Source organism: Burkholderia sp. B21-005, from assembly GCF_020843965.1.
Lineage (GTDB): Bacteria > Pseudomonadota > Gammaproteobacteria > Burkholderiales > Burkholderiaceae > Burkholderia > Burkholderia ambifaria.
Genome location: NZ_CP086302.1, coordinates 2,057,096 through 2,071,449, shown reverse-complemented (window position 1 = coordinate 2,071,449; position 14,354 = coordinate 2,057,096). Strand labels below are relative to the sequence as shown.

The window sequence follows — 14,354 nt, the reverse complement described above, 5'->3', positions numbered from 1 at the left end:
CATTGCAATGCATGGTGAATCTGCCGATATTGAGCCGCGACATCTCGAGCTGGTTGGAGTGGTTACGCGGAATGGGAGTCCGTTCGAAGAGCACTATCAGTGCCCGATATGTGGCGCCTCGTCTTCACGTTCCGTAGCGGCAGTGCCGGAGGCGCGCATCTGGTTCTTGGTCGATGGCGCGCGGCATTGATACGTATTAGCTCTGATTTGCCCGGTCTCTCACACCATCATGCCGAGTGCGTGGCCCAGGGCCGGCGTAAGGGTGGTGGGGTAGGGGCGCGCTGTCATGGGGTCATCTGTATAAGCCTGGACTAGACGAGACAGCGTATGTTCGTCTGACTCAGTTCGGCCAGGAGGCGACGCTCGACGTGTGGAACCGAACGTCCGCAGGCTTGTGTGGAAGCGTCGTTCGCAACGCACGAACGCCGACAGGCACCAGAACGAAACGCGGTGCTCGAAACCCGCCCGAGCGCGTGGAAAGGGGTACTATGAGAAAGCCATCGAACGCTAGGCTCATCCGTGCATGAGCGTGTAACGTCTTCCTAGCTAGGGGTCCTGCCATGATCCTGTATCACACCGCCCCCGATTCGTCGGTCATCGAAATATCCGTCGAAGGCAAAATCACCGACAGCGAACTGCGCGAAGCCATCGAGCGCATGCGTGGTGATCTTGAACTGAACGGTAAGACCCGTGTGCTCGAACGCATTGAGCATTTCACCGGCATCGAGCCGAAGGCGCTGTGGACCGACATGACGCTCGGCGTCTCCGTCGCCCGCAAGGTCACGCGCGCCGCGGTGGTGGCCGATGCGCGCTGGATTCACGCCTCGCTGCACTTGGTGCGGTTCTTTATAAAGGCTGATATCAAGGCGTTCCACGTCAACGAGCTGGAACAGGCGCGAGCCTGGATCAATGCCTGAACGTCGTCTCCAGCCGACCGCATCGGGCGGAGGCCCGCCTGCAACGGACGGCCGACTTCACTTCTTGTTCAATCTTTTCAAGAAGCCGAGGTCCGTCGTGGCTCCGGGCTTCTCACCCGGGTTGAAACTGCTGGCACTCCGTTGCGAACCAATCGTCGACCAAGCGCTGCGCCGCCTGTAGATCGTCCGGGTAGTAGGGGTCGTCGTACCATGGTGAGGGGTCGTAGCCCGCTTTCCTCAGTGCCGCAAGCTCGCTTTGGTGTTGCGCCATCGTCGGAGGCGCGTTGTTTCTAAGCGCGGCCAGGTCACGGCACTCCGTTGGGGTCAGATGGGGCCCGTTTTGCGGCACGCCGCCGGCGACACATCCGGTCAGCAGGAGCGCCAAGACAGTAAGCGTCGAGCGGTTTCTCGGGAGGTTTTCCATTAGCATCTCCTCCACGCGTCTGATTGGCGCAACGCAAATGGCGCGATGCCGCCGGTCGCGCGTGACTTCCGCGTTTATTTTGCCTTAGGCCAGTCACCGGCACCGGAAGAGGCACACTGTACAAAAAGAAGAAAATCAGGAGCCAGTGGCACTAATGGCTGTCGCACGTCGACAAGAGAAGGTGCCCCACCGGTTGTCGAGCGCCCCAGAAGGGTCGGCTGTGGCCTTCCCGGGGACGGCAGTAGGCCTGCACCGCCGTTTGCGAGTCCGACGGGCTGCCAGACCACTCAATCCCGCTCCAGGAAGCGTACTGAACTGGTGATACAGGGCCGCACGCCAACGTCTCTTATCGGCGGGACAACGGACTGGCGCCCATGCTGCATGATGGGCTCGAACGGGTCGATCACGGCCCTTGATGAAGTGACGGCCAAGCAATCTCAAACCTGATCTGCCGCTGACTGAGAGGTCAAGTCTTGACTTGCGTAAGTGACCTTGCGGCGCCGGTTGCCGTGGCCAGTGTTGGGAGGAGGTGCGAGGTCCGATTCCGGGCATGCTTCTGCCCAGGCTTCTACCTCGCGCGTCAGCCAGGCAACTCGCCGATCGGAGAGCAGCCGAGGCTTCGGAAATTTGCTCTCTCTTACCAGTTTCTGGACGGTCGCCTCCGACAGCGAAAGAGCGGTCGCCACAGCGGGTAGATCGAGGTAGAGCGGTTTCATTTTGGTCGATGCGGACATGCTACAGATCCCTCTGTCTCAAAATGGTGTTGAATCAATGCAGAAGAAATTTGTGATGCGCGGGTACGAGATGAACTGCGAACCGCACGTGGCGGAGGATGGCAAGTACGCCGCCTAGGTCTAAGTAATGAAGTTGGGATTCAGCCGGGAAGCTGCGTTTCGGAATCTTGGCGGGTTTGGCACTGAAGCCGAGGCTGTTGCCTGCGCGAAGAATTTTTCTGAAGAATGGCCGAGCCGGTACGCGTGACGGAGCAGGAGCAACACCTATCTCTGCTACGACGTCGAGATTGAGGCGACCAAGCGAGATCCGGATACAGCGGTGGCGTCGTAAATTTCGCGTCACGCCTGCCAAAGTGCGCCGTCAACCTCAAACAGTGTGCCGCTTCCCGAAATCTCAGTCGCCGCCGCGTGCTACGATGATCGATCGGCGAGCGGGGGGGAGCAATGGACCTGGACGAATTCAAGCCATATCGTGGCTATTTCTACCGAGTCTCTGCAAATTTCGGCGACGATGGCCAGTGGCGCGGCACGATAGATGTTCTTCGGCGCCATTGGAACGGCACCACCGAAACCGTGATTTCGCAGATGAGCGTGCCTGGCACTTTCATTTCGGAGGGCCTGGCAGTCGACGCCTCCGACGCCTACTGTCACTTGCTCATCGATGAGGGGAGTTTCGGGGAGGAGTAGTTTCAAGACACCTCCGGTCCGGAATTCGAAAACCCACACCCAAGAGTTCGCATCCCAGCCATGCCCGTGCGCAGTGTTCAGACTGTTCTAGAGATCGTGGAATGCGCGAACGCTCGGCGGCCGATAGGCGTCGGCGTAATACCCGCGCACGTGGTGGTCCTCAATCGTCACACCGTCGGCGCGCGCATCTGACCCGCTGATGTCCAGCCGGCGCTCGGCGCGCACCGCGGTGATTTCGAGCGGCAGCGCATCAGCGCGGCTCTTATTGGTGGTCGTGGTCATGGCGCCCATCACGCGTGCGTTGCATATACGGCGTACGGGCCGTCGTCGTTGTCGCCGATCTCGATCAGCCACCAGCCTGGCTCCGGATCGGGATTCCAGAGCGAGACACCTTCGCCGCGTTCCCAATACGCCACGACGGCCGGATGATCTGCCGGCTCGGATTCGAGGTAGTAGATCGACGTCTTGATGCCGGCCTGCGCCTCGAGCGCGACACACTGTTCCTTCGTGCAGTGCTCGGCGCCGTCCATCGTGACCGTCCAGAAGTGGAGCAAATCAGGGTGGATGAAATAGCCGTCTTGGTCACGCACGACGGGGATTTTTTGCAGCATCGGTGTGGTGATCATGTGTGGTCCTCAGGACGTCGGAAGGTTGTATTGCATTCTTGCTAGGCTCGGACTCACATTGCGGAGGTCGTCATGCAGCGAACTATCCAGTACCGCGGCTTTGAAATTGATGTCCAACTGACCTCATCTGCTCCGGACATGTACGACGTCACGTTCCAGATAAAGGGTCACGACAATCTCGGTATCCTTGGTACGCGTGGACATCGGATAAAGCTTAGAAACGGCCCATTTACCCGACGCTGGGCATATCTCGTGGCCGAGATCGCAGGGCAGGCGGCGATTGACGTTTTGCTTGGTCCCGACGAGTGATCTGCGTCCTCGTGCCTCGATTGCTGTTCCGTTTTCTTGCCCGCTCGCGTTCCGCGTGAGCGGGCATTTTTCGTTTTGGGTCGTCATGGTGTGGTCCTCGGTGGTCAGACCGCTGCTTTGATTGCATTGAGCACGTCGCGAGCAACGACAGGCGCTACCGCGTTGCCGAGCATGTGCATGGCGAGCCGGTGCTGCTGCGGCAGAATGTAGTTGCGCGGGAATGACATTGCGTCGCGGGCCTCCTCCTTCGAGAGCATCCGCATGCGATCACCATCAATCACGGCCCAGCGATCGCGGGTCGTGATTGTGCCGAGTGGTCGAGCGAGACTGCGCCCGGTTTCACCGGAGCCGCTTCCATAGTACGGCGCGACGAAACGATCGCCGTGCGCGCGGCGACCATTTGAGACTCGTCGCAAAGTCGCGGGCGAGCGGCCGGGCCTTTCGATCGGCGACCAGTTGCCCGATTCGAAGTCGATGATTTGAGCTGCCGCCACGTGGCCGCGCTTTGGCATTTGCAGCATGAGCGGCCGAGCGCTTCGACTCAGCACGAGGAACAGGCGCTCGCGGTGTTGCGGCACGCCATGGTCTGCCGCGTCGATGACGTGCGGCGCGACCTGATAGCCGAGCGCCTCAACGGCGAGGCGCCATGCCGGGTAGAGCTGCCAGCCTACAAATTCACGCACGTTCTCGACGACGCCGAACTGGGGTCGATGGAATTCGAGAGCCGACACAACTGCCCAGGCCGTCGACCTGCTGGCGTCGTGCTGCGGATTGTTCGCGGCTTTCCCGCGTGCCGGGCTATCCCCTTGACAGCAGTGCGACGCGAGCAGGATGTCGTGGGCTGGCACCTTCGACCAGTCGGCCTGGTGGAGATCTTGGCTGACGTGCATCGTTTCCGGGTGGTTTGCTGCGTGGATCTCGACGGCCGCCGGCCAATGGTTTGCCGCCCACACTACGTCGAGGCCGGCCATCGTGGCGCCGGTTGAAAATCCACCTGCGCCTGCGAACAGGTCGATTACTTTCATCGCATCCTCAAATCAGAAAAGAAGCGGGCGCCACGAAGGACGCCCGCAAAGTGCTACTGCCAAGAAGAGGGAAATCGAAAAGAGCAGGCGCTATACAAGCCGCCCACAAGAAAAAGCCACGCATCCGAGGCACCGGAATTTGCGCGGCTGGGGGAGGGGCTGATCGTGCTACGATTCGCACGAAAAAAGATGTGGGGGTGTGATTGAAAAACTCGAAGGTGGCAGTGGGTCTACTGGCGTGTTTTGTGGCGATATTTCTGGTCTCATACGGTGCGGCAACAATCGGCGGTGATGGAAAATACGATCGGTCGATCATGGCGAGTTGGATGCAAGCGATCGGCTCAGTCGCAGCAATTGCCGGTGCGTTGTGGCTCGGCTTTCGCGGGGATAGGCTGAAGAAGTCGGCGGACCTTGAGGCTGCATGCATTACAGCGATTGGAATGATTCAGCGGCTTCGCGTGAATGAGCGCGAACTTTCGGACATTACGACCAGGCTATGGGAGATATCTCAGGTCGATGGCAATCCGTTCGATCTTTTCGACCTGGCTCCTCAACTCACCGATCTGCGGAAGTGGTCCTACAAGGAAGAGCTTGCGGTGATTCCACTGGGAGACAGGTGCGCCGCCAACCTAGCGATGTCTCGAGATCGTATATATCTCGCCGCTGCGAAGGTTCGGCAGTATGCCGACCGCGGGCAGCATCACACGCCTCAAGGGCGCAAAGATTTCGCGCGAGGTTTGAAGGCTGATCTTGATGACGTTCTTCAGTTGTTGACGAAGGCTGCAAACACCTGCGAGCACGCGGCAAATAGGCTTTGAACGACGCTAGAGCGCAACTCCACAGGTGCCTGCGTCGAGAAGTACTCCGGCGCAGTCAGCAACGCAAAGGAACTAGATGCGACCAATAGCTGCTCACTAAGCATGCTACGATTCGCGCAACAAGCGGGGGCGCGATGAAAAGTTGGCGGTTAGTGGTAAGTGTGCTCTTTGGTCTCGGAGGGGTGATCGTGATCGCCTTGTTTGGTGCAACCACGGCGGGGACTAAGGCATATGATCCGACGCTCATGGCGTCTTGGGTTCAGGCGGTTGGCTCCATTGCGGCCATTGTCGGCGCATACTGGTTCGTGCAAATTTCAGCGAGAGATCAGCGGCAACTGGCTACAAAGGTTCGCGACAGAGAATTGGCTGAGCGGCGTTCGTCTATTCAAGCTGTGCTTGATGAAGTCTACATAAAATTCATGGAGCTTCGCCGATGGTATGAGCTTGAGAACGGCATCTTTCCTCTTGAACTATCATTCCTATCAGTCGATGAACTTGCGAGCGCAGCGAGCATATTGGACGACGTACCTTTATTTGACTTCGATTCTGGCGAGCTGGTGAAAGCGATACTTGAGTTGAGGCGGGCATGTCGAACAACAATTGGAATGTTAGAACGTCAGGCGCGAAACTTTCGCGATCCGGATGAGGATGAAAGATATCCCGGGCACGTATACATCGCAGATCAAGTAAATGACGAGGTCGATTACATCGAGACTGTTTATTTCGCCGCGCTCAAGGTGACCGGGGCAGCAGCCGTCGATCGACCCGCACTGATTCGCGCATTTATGTGGCAGCCTCCCCCAAGCGAAAGCTGATTTCCGTTGGTCCAATGCGCGGTCATGTGCAGTAGCTGCTAGCGCAGTTCGCCGTCTCATCCCATTGCTGAGTGGTGGCAAGAACCAGGACGGCTACGATAAGCACGCCAAGGCTCTTGAGCCACAGGATCAGAAGGGCTTTCACGACCACGCCCCCATCAGTGCTTCGATCGGGGGCGCAACGGCGCCAGCAAGGATGTAGAGCGCACCCAAGACGGCGAGCGGCATCCATTTCGGCGTTGACCAGGTAGCAAGCAATCGCTTGTTACGGTGAAGTACAGGCTGCAGGCTGTTCATTCGTCCCTCGAAATTGTTGTGTTGGTCTCGTCAGTGCGCGCCTCACGCGCAGAGAGCCAGGCGGCTAGGCTGCCTGGCCGCCTGTCCTTTCGACCTGTTAGGCGAGGGCGCTTTCGCTCCACCAGCATTCCATCGCGCGACCATCCGCGGACCGGTAGCGAATGAGGTAGCTGTTTTCGCTGGATGCGTATTCAGCGCGCCCGACGACTTCTCCGTTTTCGCCGCTGGCAGCGATCGTTACGTCACTGCCGATTGCATATTTGAAACTGGCCATGTTTTTCTCCAGGAGGTTGCCTTCAGTTACAGAATGGCGGTCATCGTCGTGCTGCCGTCGCCGTGTTCGGTGCGAAGCATCAACGGCGCTCCACCGAAAAGCTCAGGGCGAAGTTCGCGCAGCGCGTTGCTGAAGTTCTTCGGTGCTTCGAAGCCGTTGCCGAGCAGTGCGGTCGTAACTGCGAGTTCAGGATCGTTGTCGCCGGGTGCGAAGAACGACGCGACGATCGGAATCTTGTGTACCTTGCAGATCGAGATGATTTGCGTCATGAGCAGCGAGATTTGCTCGTCGTAGATCTTTTCCTTGGTGGCGGCGGTCATACTTTTCTCCAATATAATTAGGAATGCGAATACATGACAGCGCTCAACGAACGGCACTGACGTTCAATGTCGTCCGATCAACGCTGTCGAAACTCTCAAGGGCGCGCACTCGGCAGGGTGCTGCTGCGCTGGGTTGGTGGGTGCGGAGGATCCGCGACCGAATGCGCGCTCTTGAGAGAGCAGCTTTCATGGTATGGGGCCAATGCTGGTCTTCGGCTTTGCTTTCCCTTCCGGTCCGTTCCCCGACTATCTCGCGAGCCACCACATGTGTCGCAACCGATTCCGGCGTCCTCTGGCTCCCTCGCCGCGGCCAGACCACGTCCGATTCAGCAGGGCCCCATCTCATGAAAGCTGATTGGTGTCGGGCGCTACCCCGTTTCTCGGCTACACCATCAAGCCGGCCGGTTGCTCCCAGTACTGCGGTCCCGGCGCACTAGCACTCTTAAAGATCGACCGCCTGGAGCGGTGGCGCAGCGTTTGGTGCAGCGTTGAGATGAATATTAGAAAACACTAAACTCACAGTCAAGTAAATTCTTTACTTTCGTTGCGAGCCACATCTCGCGTCATGGCCGACGCATGGTACGCATTAAGTGTTTGCCGAATTTTCAGTTGAAAGGTTTGCGCGAACTTGGCTAAACTACTGTACATACATACAGTAATTTGAGATGGATACGGCGAGGATACGCGTGCGAGACGAGAAAGATAGGACGGGGTTGCGCTGCAAACCGGGCGATCTGGCGATCGTCACGAAATGCAGCGTGAAAGAAAGGATCGGGTTACTCGTTCGAGTGGTCGAGCGACATGGTGGCGCTGGTTTTGACTGGCTGACCGAGTTGCTTGGGCCTGGTGTTGTCGCCCGGGACGTAGGCAGCGGGAGGGTGTGCCGATGCACCTCGGCGCTAATGCATGACTGGAATCTAACGCCTATCAGCGGCTTGGATCTTCCACGTCAAATGTGCCGCCCCGAGGACGTGTCAGCGCACCAAAGACCCTGAGCGTTTCCTTTAACGCATTGAAGGCGTCTGGCGATAACCCAATCTTGTCAGCGGCGGCAATTGCGTCGATGAGGGATCGGGCCTCTGGGCTGACATCGAGCGGGGGCGGTGACGCTGCATTCCGCTCTTCAATCTCGGTGCTCGGTAGATCCAAGTAGCCGTCGCCCATGCCGTACTCGGCCTCGAGGCGTCTAGCAGCTCGTTCGCCAAAGGACGTGCCTCCGAGCAACTGAGAGAAGTAGCTCTTCTCTTTGCTAGGAACACCATGCTGCTCGGTCCAGCGGCGCAAATTTGCCCGGCGAATGTCTTGGATCGTCATGCCCAAAGTTTAGACTCTTCTAAATTAGCATTCACTTGACTGTCGGTTTAGAGGTAACTAAACTGCCGGCCATGAACCTCAAAGAATTCATCTCGACGAGCGAGCGCGGAACAGCTTCGAAGCTGGCTGCGTTCCTTGGTGTTTCCTCATCGTATCTGTCTCAGATGGCGTCCGGACTAAGCGCAATCTCTGAAAAGAGATGCGTTCAGATCGAGAAATTCAGCGGGGGGCGGCTTTCGCGCCGCGACCTTCGTCCTGACGACTGGCATCTGATTTGGCCCGAGCTTGCTCAACAGAAGGAGATCGCATGAGCGCGCCGACTGTCCGTCTGGTCGTTGACGCCTGCGCGCTGAGCAATGCCCTTGATGAACTATCGAAGTTTCCCGAGCGACTTCTTGAGATCCTCGATCTGCTTGTTGAGGGCCCGCTCGGTTTCGCGGAACTGGCTCGCGTCGATACGAATGTCGGATTTGCAGGACGGACAGGTGAGTGTCGGATCGCGCTTCAGCCGTCCGAGTGTCTCCGAGACCTTCTTGTTGCACTTCGGGCATGAAACGTCGACCCGATGAGAATCGAAATTGATGGTCATGCGAACCCCGTTGTGTGGTGGTTGAGGAGGTAAGGAGCTTCGATTTTCGCATAGCGGTGGTTCGCATCCGATTGTGTCAGTGATTGCAGGTTACGCAAGGCCACCTGCAATCGCATTCAAGCAGTTTTGATTTCTATGGAGTTGGTATGAGCACGATTGAATTTGTCCGAAAGCCGAGCATCGAGCGAGCTTTCCGTGAAGCACTGACGGATCCGCGCAGCCGCGGGCCGATCGCCGAAGCGCTCGCCTGGGACGAATCGCAGGTCAGCCGCTTCCTGTCCGGCCAGCTTGGCATTCCCATCGGGAAGATCGACGCGGGGCTGAACGCGCTGGAACTGCGTGTCGTCTCGCGGGAATACCTGGACGGGCTGTCGACGATGAGCAAGGTGGGCGTGAACTGCCACTGCGCGCGGGAAGGGTTCGGGGAGTGTGGCGGTCGGTGGTGATGTAAGCGACGGGCCTAGGCAAAAGCGTTTTCGACGGAGAGTGCTTCTGTCTTGGTTTAGTAATCCTAAAAAATTTGAATTTATGAACACCAATCCGATTTTCCAGCAGGACGAAGTCCGACAGCGGAATCCGGTCCTGTCCGACGAGGTGAAGCGCATCGTGCGCGACACCAATCAACATCCGATGTACCCGCGCAAGTGTCTGTCTTGCGGGGCGTACGAATCTCTCGACGGCTCGCTACCGTCAAGCGGCAGTTGATTGCGGCCGTCGAAGTGGATGCGTTCATTCCCGATATGTGGCGGGCAAACATCCCGCAGATTGACGCTCGATGGGTGGCGCCTGGCGTGTTCCGAACAAGGGCATACGTCCTTGAAAACAGGAAGTCTCGTGTACTCGCCCAGTTCCTTGAGAGCGGTGCGCAGGTAATGGATTTGGGGGATAGGTGATGAGTGCGGCAGCATGCATTTTGTACAGCGACGTTCCCGAACGGCTGTTGACGTCCGCGATCCGTCATCTTGACGGCGTAACCCAAGCGGATCTCATCGCCTTCGACGAATGTCCGTTCAGCGGTGAGATCACCGAGACTGAACATGGCACGCAGATAGCGTTTCCATGGCCCCGCAACCGGACGATGCGCCATGCGATCGGCGATTGGCTCACGCACTACGGCATCAACTTCACGGTCGTCATGTAACGACTAACGACCGGTGTCTCAAGCAAATCGAAAATAGGATGAACATGACGATCGACGAAAGCAACCAGATCGAAGCGCTGTTTGACGAATGGTACGCCTGGCAGGCGGGGTATGTGCCGAGCCTCGGCTATGGCCGTGTCGATCCGTCGTGCCGTGGCTTCTCCGAATCCGAGCGTGCGCTTACGGCCGACGAGCGGGCGGAAGAGGCGGATCGGAAGGCGGCCAAGCGACGCGCCGAGCAAGTTGACCTGTGTATCGACGCATTGTCTTGGCAAGAGCGTGCGGCGATTCAGCGTCATATGAAGGCTAAGACGGTCGCTGCGATGAACCGAGCTTGCGCTGCGTCCGTTTGGCATGATGCGAGGGCGTATGGACAGCCGGACATACATGAGTTGTATCAGCAGGCCAAGCGCTCCATCTGCATGACTCTTCGGCGGCGAGGAATGCTGTCAGGTGCCGAGAAAAGCGAAAGATATCGTGTCGAGGAGCATGGTAAGCAGATTTAGCGTTCGTGGTAAACAACGAAAATCCATGATCTAGGGCGCCTTTCCTCAGAATCCAGCCGAGCCGACTCCGTCGTCCGAAGTGGCTAGAAGGAAAGATGCTCTGCGACTTTGCGATCGACCGCGTGCCGCAGCCGCGGTGGCCAAGCGCGGCTGCGTGATACCAGCACAAGCGTCTTGATGCATTCACTGGTAAAACGAGGGTGTTCAGCATTGCCATCGCGGCCCCTTCTTGGTCACGGTAGTCAGGAAGTGGATCCTGAAGACCCGCGCACAACACGTAGAACTTTGTCGTCTTCTTCACCTGTGGACGTCATGCTCATACTGAGGGATTGCTAAGACAACGAAAATTTGGCGAGGCTGTGACAAGTCTTCGAGGGCCCGGCGGACGTCGATATCGTTTATCCCCGAAGCTTTCTAATAGATTACGGACTATACGTAAAACGCGCAACAATTCCTTGTTTCGTATCTAGATAAAGCATCAACCATTGTTAGAAACCGAGTCTCAGAGGCCGTTTCATCCATTTTTGGATAGAATCGCGCGAGCGACTGTTCGTCGCATTGGCTGACCGTCGCCGGCGTTGCGTCTTTGGCGGTCGAACCTGAGAGACAAGGAACAAAAAATGGTTCTTCCACCCGTCGGTCCCGCCGGATCGCAGGCAACCACGCTCTACGAGTCGATACATCGGGGCTTGATGCAGCATGAACGACTGCTCATGTTCCGTTCCCAATTGGGGGCGCAGACCCTCATCCCCGTGCGAGCGAAGGGGTGGTCTAGAGTCGGGCGAGGCTATCGGTGGGTGGTCGACGTCGTATCGCTGCGCGATGATATCGACAATCTGGAGCTCGAGCACCAGCCAGTCACGCTGTTTGTCCAGCAGACCTCAACGCCTTTTGCAGAATCAACTTATCGGCCGATTCATGGCTTCGTACATAAATTCCATACGCTCGGGCAAGACGGAAATCTGACCGTTTACCAAGTTGAATTCGAGTCGGCGCTATTCTTTCTTGGCAAGGCGAGCAAGAACGACCAATGGTTCAACAAAAGCGCGCAGGACATTCTCTATGAATTACTGAGTGCTTACCCGCAACTTGCCGGGCGAGTCCGCTTCGCTCTGGCGGATGAGCCACGCGTGCGGTCGTACACCCGCCAGAGTGAATCGGATCTGAACTTCTTCCATCGGATCCTCGAGGACGAAGGATGGTACTTTTATTTCGAGCATGCGCCCGTCCAATATGAAGAGGATCCGCGCGTGTCGACACTCGTTGTCGTCGACCGGCTTTCCGCCTTACCCGAAGCGAAACCGATCGAATTTTGCAATGCTGCAATCGGCGGAGAGATAGATGGTTTTACGCAATGGGCAGTGACGCAGACGGCCCAAAGCCTCGCGTATGCGACGACGTCCTTCAATTACAAGAATCCTCAACAGAATTACTCTGTGCGCAGCGATCTTGGCGACAGCGCAATCACGTACATGACGGAAGAGCGACGTCAGCAAGTGAAGCGCGAAATCCCGTATGCGCCGATGATCGTACGCGAAGCCCTTTCGTATGGCTATCCGACCTCGAACGAAGGGCAACGACGCGCCTCCAACCGCACTGAGGCTTGGACTTCTGCAGCTCGCCGATATATCGGCCTCGGGGGTGTGCGGTGGCTGGATGCTGGTTCCCGCTTCACCCTCGAACATCATACGCGGCACATGACGGTCGATCCGAACCTTCGAGAGTTCATGGTCGTCGAGGTTGAGTGGTTCATTGAAAACAATGTGCCGCTATCCAATCACGCCGCGACGTATCCACTGAGTTTACAGAGCACTTTGTCGGACTTGCGCCGGGAGCACGGTAGTCAGTTCGGCTCACGGGCCAATCCTGTCGACGGCCAGGCCGGTGTCTACCTAGTGAAAGTGGAATCGCAGCGCACCAACGTAGAGTATCGTAGTCCGTTCGAGCACAAGAAGCCGCTGATGCATGCCGAGCACGCACTCGTGACGGGTCCCGATAACGAAGAAGCATGGGCAGACGAGCGCAATCGCATCTTCGTGGTTTATCCGTGGGACCAGCGTAGCGGAACGGACGTTACGCAAACATCGCCTCCGCTGCTGGTGATGCAAGCCGATACTGGATACGGATACGGTGGCGTACATGTGCCACGCAAGAATGAGTGGGTCCTAGTCGACTATTTTCAAGGTGATTGCGATCGGCCATATGTACTGGGTCGTCTGCCGTCCCAGACAACGCCGCCCCAGTGGCATAGCAACGTCCTGCTGTCGGGTCTCATGTCGAGTGGCTTCGGCAGGAGCGGCGCATACAATGCTTTCGTGCACGACGATTCCACGAATCAGGGTGCTACGCGACTCACCACCTACACGGGTAAGGTTGGAAACAGCTACAGCCTGTATCATCAAGGAATCCTGATCGACCACGCAGGCAATAACAATGCGCGGGGCCGATACCTCGGTAAAGGAGCATTGCTGCATACCGATGATTATCTCGGTGTGCGGGCTAATCGCGGTGTATATATCGGAACGCATCCGAAGGCGCACAACGATGATCAGCTCGACGTCAATGAAGCACAGCGCCAATTGATCGGCGCCGAGAGCATTGTTGAGACCCTGTCGAACGTTGGCGTCCAGCACCACGCAGACAGCCTCAAGGACAGCCACGATTCGCTCAAACTGTTCACTGATGCCACCCAGCAGTCTGAGGCGCCGGAAGCCGGGGGCGGGCGCACGGCTGGTGGCGGGACAGGCAGCGCGAATGCGTTCAAGAAGGCGATTTTGCTGCTCGCCAGTCCGTTCGGCGTCGGCACGTCTACGCAAGACTCGCTGCACATGACAGCCGATCGCCATATCAATTTGGTCAGCGGCCTGAACACGCACATCGGATCTGCTGGAGCATTCATCGTAAATGCCGCCAAGGCAATCGGGATGTTCTCGCAGACGGCGATTAGGTTATTTACCAAGGGGCCCGTGCAGATCCAGTCCCATGACGCGAATGTCGAGGTGATTGCCAAAGAAGTTCTCAAACTATTGGCGCAAGGCGATGTCGAGATCGCCGCGGGCGGGAAGCTGGTGCTCACGGCAGGTGGTGCTTCGATCACGCTTGAAGGTGGCAATATCCGCGGGCACGCTCCGGGGACCGTCGAGTTCAAGGGCGCGCAACATTCGTTCAGTGGGCCGGCCAGCATGCGCTATTCCATGCCGCCGCTTCCGGTGAGTACTTTGCCGCAGAACCTTACCCACGAATATACGCAGAGTTTCGACATATCATCGGTTGTCGCAAATCTCGGTGTCGGGGAAGCACTACACGCGCAGACTTATCGCATTTATCTACCTGACGGAACGCTTCAACAGCAGGGCGGGCTACTCGACGGTGAAACAGCGATCGTCCGCACGCCGACGTCAACAAAGGTGAAGTGCGAGATCGGTGGCGGCGACTGGCACGCGATTGAAGATGCTTACGATCATGATGAACTGGACGACGACGAGATAGAAGACTCGGACGGCGGGCAACAGGAATCTTAACTGATTCAACATTCGACCTTAGTGAAATCGATAAGGA

Annotated in this window: 20 protein-coding genes and 1 pseudogene; 11 read left to right on the top strand and 10 right to left on the bottom strand. The window is 57.6% G+C overall.

Going from position 1 to position 14,354, the window contains the following annotated elements:
- The first annotated feature begins 560 nt into the window (after positions 1–560).
- Positions 561–917: an STAS/SEC14 domain-containing protein gene (locus LMA02_RS25755; RefSeq protein ID WP_228908049.1), complete on the top strand. Its 357-nt coding sequence runs from the start codon at positions 561–563 to the stop codon at positions 915–917.
- A gap of 112 nt (positions 918–1,029) precedes the next feature.
- Here the strand turns inward: LMA02_RS25755 and LMA02_RS25750 are convergent, their stop codons facing one another.
- Both LMA02_RS25750 and LMA02_RS25745 read right to left on the bottom strand, forming a co-directional pair.
- A complete protein-coding gene (locus LMA02_RS25750; RefSeq protein WP_228908048.1) occupies positions 1,030–1,341 on the bottom strand; it encodes a DUF4148 domain-containing protein in 312 nt (103 codons plus the stop codon).
- 437 nt (positions 1,342–1,778) lie between these two features.
- Positions 1,779–2,075, bottom strand: coding sequence for a helix-turn-helix transcriptional regulator (locus tag LMA02_RS25745; RefSeq protein ID WP_228908047.1), 297 nt, complete (start codon positions 2,073–2,075; stop codon positions 1,779–1,781).
- Positions 2,076–2,112: 37 nt separating this feature from the next.
- Here LMA02_RS25745 and LMA02_RS25740 point away from each other — a divergent pair.
- Both LMA02_RS25740 and LMA02_RS25735 read left to right on the top strand, forming a co-directional pair.
- Positions 2,113–2,322: pseudogene (locus tag LMA02_RS25740) on the top strand (hypothetical protein).
- A 197-nt stretch (positions 2,323–2,519) separates the two neighbouring features.
- Complete coding sequence (locus tag LMA02_RS25735) at positions 2,520–2,762, top strand: hypothetical protein (RefSeq protein ID WP_228908046.1); 243 nt, start codon at positions 2,520–2,522, stop codon at positions 2,760–2,762.
- Positions 2,763–2,849: 87 nt separating this feature from the next.
- On the opposite strand, the gene LMA02_RS25730 is transcribed toward LMA02_RS25735, so the two are convergent.
- Positions 2,850–3,044 carry a hypothetical protein gene (locus LMA02_RS25730; protein WP_228908045.1) on the bottom strand — a complete coding sequence of 65 codons (195 nt, stop codon included), beginning with the start codon at positions 3,042–3,044 and terminating at the stop codon, positions 2,850–2,852.
- Positions 3,045–3,052: 8 nt separating this feature from the next.
- Entirely contained in the window at positions 3,053–3,388 is a 336-nt protein-coding gene (locus tag LMA02_RS25725) for a hypothetical protein (RefSeq protein ID WP_228908044.1), read from the bottom strand.
- Between the two features lie 72 nt (positions 3,389–3,460).
- Between LMA02_RS25725 and LMA02_RS25720 the strand changes: the two genes are divergently transcribed.
- Entirely contained in the window at positions 3,461–3,697 is a 237-nt protein-coding gene (locus tag LMA02_RS25720) for a hypothetical protein (protein ID WP_228908043.1), read from the top strand.
- Between the two features lie 104 nt (positions 3,698–3,801).
- Here the strand turns inward: LMA02_RS25720 and LMA02_RS25715 are convergent, their stop codons facing one another.
- On the bottom strand, positions 3,802–4,722 hold the full coding sequence (locus LMA02_RS25715; protein WP_228908042.1) for a DNA cytosine methyltransferase: 921 nt from the start codon (positions 4,720–4,722) through the stop codon (positions 3,802–3,804).
- Between the two features lie 203 nt (positions 4,723–4,925).
- Here LMA02_RS25715 and LMA02_RS25710 point away from each other — a divergent pair, with 203 nt between their 5' ends.
- Both LMA02_RS25710 and LMA02_RS25705 read left to right on the top strand, forming a co-directional pair.
- On the top strand, positions 4,926–5,540 hold the full coding sequence (locus LMA02_RS25710) for a hypothetical protein (RefSeq protein ID WP_228908041.1): 615 nt from the start codon (positions 4,926–4,928) through the stop codon (positions 5,538–5,540).
- 188 nt (positions 5,541–5,728) lie between these two features.
- Positions 5,729–6,355 carry a hypothetical protein gene (locus LMA02_RS25705; protein ID WP_228908040.1) on the top strand — a complete coding sequence of 209 codons (627 nt, stop codon included), beginning with the start codon at positions 5,729–5,731 and terminating at the stop codon, positions 6,353–6,355.
- 141 nt (positions 6,356–6,496) lie between these two features.
- On the opposite strand, the gene LMA02_RS25700 is transcribed toward LMA02_RS25705, so the two are convergent.
- The 4 genes from LMA02_RS25700 to LMA02_RS25685 all read right to left on the bottom strand — a co-directional run bounded on the left by LMA02_RS25700 (position 6,497) and on the right by LMA02_RS25685 (position 8,560).
- Positions 6,497–6,652 (bottom strand): hypothetical protein, encoded by a 156-nt coding sequence (locus tag LMA02_RS25700; protein WP_228908039.1) that lies wholly within the window; start codon positions 6,650–6,652, stop codon positions 6,497–6,499.
- A 97-nt stretch (positions 6,653–6,749) separates the two neighbouring features.
- Positions 6,750–6,926, bottom strand: a complete 177-nt coding sequence (locus tag LMA02_RS25695; protein WP_228908038.1) for a hypothetical protein — start codon at positions 6,924–6,926, stop codon at positions 6,750–6,752.
- A 26-nt stretch (positions 6,927–6,952) separates the two neighbouring features.
- Complete coding sequence (locus LMA02_RS25690) at positions 6,953–7,246, bottom strand: hypothetical protein (protein WP_228908037.1); 294 nt, start codon at positions 7,244–7,246, stop codon at positions 6,953–6,955.
- A 927-nt stretch (positions 7,247–8,173) separates the two neighbouring features.
- Positions 8,174–8,560, bottom strand: coding sequence for a hypothetical protein (locus LMA02_RS25685; RefSeq protein WP_228908036.1), 387 nt, complete (start codon positions 8,558–8,560; stop codon positions 8,174–8,176).
- Between the two features lie 71 nt (positions 8,561–8,631).
- Between LMA02_RS25685 and LMA02_RS25680 the strand changes: the two genes are divergently transcribed.
- Positions 8,632–8,871 (top strand): transcriptional regulator, encoded by a 240-nt coding sequence (locus tag LMA02_RS25680; protein ID WP_228908035.1) that lies wholly within the window; start codon positions 8,632–8,634, stop codon positions 8,869–8,871.
- A gap of 59 nt (positions 8,872–8,930) precedes the next feature.
- On the opposite strand, the gene LMA02_RS25675 is transcribed toward LMA02_RS25680, so the two are convergent.
- Entirely contained in the window at positions 8,931–9,149 is a 219-nt protein-coding gene (locus LMA02_RS25675) for a hypothetical protein (protein WP_228908034.1), read from the bottom strand.
- 146 nt (positions 9,150–9,295) lie between these two features.
- Here LMA02_RS25675 and LMA02_RS25670 point away from each other — a divergent pair, with 146 nt between their 5' ends.
- From LMA02_RS25670 to LMA02_RS25655, 4 genes are all read left to right on the top strand, one after another.
- Complete coding sequence (locus tag LMA02_RS25670) at positions 9,296–9,595, top strand: DNA-binding protein (RefSeq protein ID WP_175663081.1); 300 nt, start codon at positions 9,296–9,298, stop codon at positions 9,593–9,595.
- Between the two features lie 446 nt (positions 9,596–10,041).
- Positions 10,042–10,290, top strand: a complete 249-nt coding sequence (locus tag LMA02_RS25665; RefSeq protein ID WP_228908033.1) for a phage portal protein — start codon at positions 10,042–10,044, stop codon at positions 10,288–10,290.
- A gap of 38 nt (positions 10,291–10,328) precedes the next feature.
- Positions 10,329–10,796 (top strand): hypothetical protein, encoded by a 468-nt coding sequence (locus LMA02_RS25660; protein ID WP_228908032.1) that lies wholly within the window; start codon positions 10,329–10,331, stop codon positions 10,794–10,796.
- 620 nt (positions 10,797–11,416) lie between these two features.
- Positions 11,417–14,317, top strand: coding sequence for a type VI secretion system Vgr family protein (locus tag LMA02_RS25655; RefSeq protein ID WP_324251302.1), 2,901 nt, complete (start codon positions 11,417–11,419; stop codon positions 14,315–14,317).
- Positions 14,318–14,354: the final 37 nt, after the last annotated feature.

What these genes read in the sequence shown, in the direction of transcription:
- LMA02_RS25755 (WP_228908049.1), top strand. Translation starts at nt 561, where the DNA reads ATGATCCTGTATCACACCGCCCCCGATTCGTCGGTCATCGAAATATCC.
- LMA02_RS25750 (WP_228908048.1), bottom strand. Translation starts at nt 1,341, where the DNA reads ATGGAAAACCTCCCGAGAAACCGCTCGACGCTTACTGTCTTGGCGCTC.
- LMA02_RS25745 (WP_228908047.1), bottom strand. Translation starts at nt 2,075, where the DNA reads ATGTCCGCATCGACCAAAATGAAACCGCTCTACCTCGATCTACCCGCT.
- LMA02_RS25735 (WP_228908046.1), top strand. Translation starts at nt 2,520, where the DNA reads ATGGACCTGGACGAATTCAAGCCATATCGTGGCTATTTCTACCGAGTC.
- LMA02_RS25730 (WP_228908045.1), bottom strand. Translation starts at nt 3,044, where the DNA reads ATGACCACGACCACCAATAAGAGCCGCGCTGATGCGCTGCCGCTCGAA.
- LMA02_RS25725 (WP_228908044.1), bottom strand. Translation starts at nt 3,388, where the DNA reads ATGATCACCACACCGATGCTGCAAAAAATCCCCGTCGTGCGTGACCAA.
- LMA02_RS25720 (WP_228908043.1), top strand. Translation starts at nt 3,461, where the DNA reads ATGCAGCGAACTATCCAGTACCGCGGCTTTGAAATTGATGTCCAACTG.
- LMA02_RS25715 (WP_228908042.1), bottom strand. Translation starts at nt 4,722, where the DNA reads ATGAAAGTAATCGACCTGTTCGCAGGCGCAGGTGGATTTTCAACCGGC.
- LMA02_RS25700 (WP_228908039.1), bottom strand. Translation starts at nt 6,652, where the DNA reads ATGAACAGCCTGCAGCCTGTACTTCACCGTAACAAGCGATTGCTTGCT.
- LMA02_RS25695 (WP_228908038.1), bottom strand. Translation starts at nt 6,926, where the DNA reads ATGGCCAGTTTCAAATATGCAATCGGCAGTGACGTAACGATCGCTGCC.
- LMA02_RS25690 (WP_228908037.1), bottom strand. Translation starts at nt 7,246, where the DNA reads ATGACCGCCGCCACCAAGGAAAAGATCTACGACGAGCAAATCTCGCTG.
- LMA02_RS25685 (WP_228908036.1), bottom strand. Translation starts at nt 8,560, where the DNA reads ATGACGATCCAAGACATTCGCCGGGCAAATTTGCGCCGCTGGACCGAG.
- LMA02_RS25680 (WP_228908035.1), top strand. Translation starts at nt 8,632, where the DNA reads ATGAACCTCAAAGAATTCATCTCGACGAGCGAGCGCGGAACAGCTTCG.
- LMA02_RS25675 (WP_228908034.1), bottom strand. Translation starts at nt 9,149, where the DNA reads ATGACCATCAATTTCGATTCTCATCGGGTCGACGTTTCATGCCCGAAG.
- LMA02_RS25670 (WP_175663081.1), top strand. Translation starts at nt 9,296, where the DNA reads ATGAGCACGATTGAATTTGTCCGAAAGCCGAGCATCGAGCGAGCTTTC.
- LMA02_RS25665 (WP_228908033.1), top strand. Translation starts at nt 10,042, where the DNA reads ATGAGTGCGGCAGCATGCATTTTGTACAGCGACGTTCCCGAACGGCTG.
- LMA02_RS25660 (WP_228908032.1), top strand. Translation starts at nt 10,329, where the DNA reads ATGAACATGACGATCGACGAAAGCAACCAGATCGAAGCGCTGTTTGAC.
- LMA02_RS25655 (WP_324251302.1), top strand. Translation starts at nt 11,417, where the DNA reads ATGGTTCTTCCACCCGTCGGTCCCGCCGGATCGCAGGCAACCACGCTC.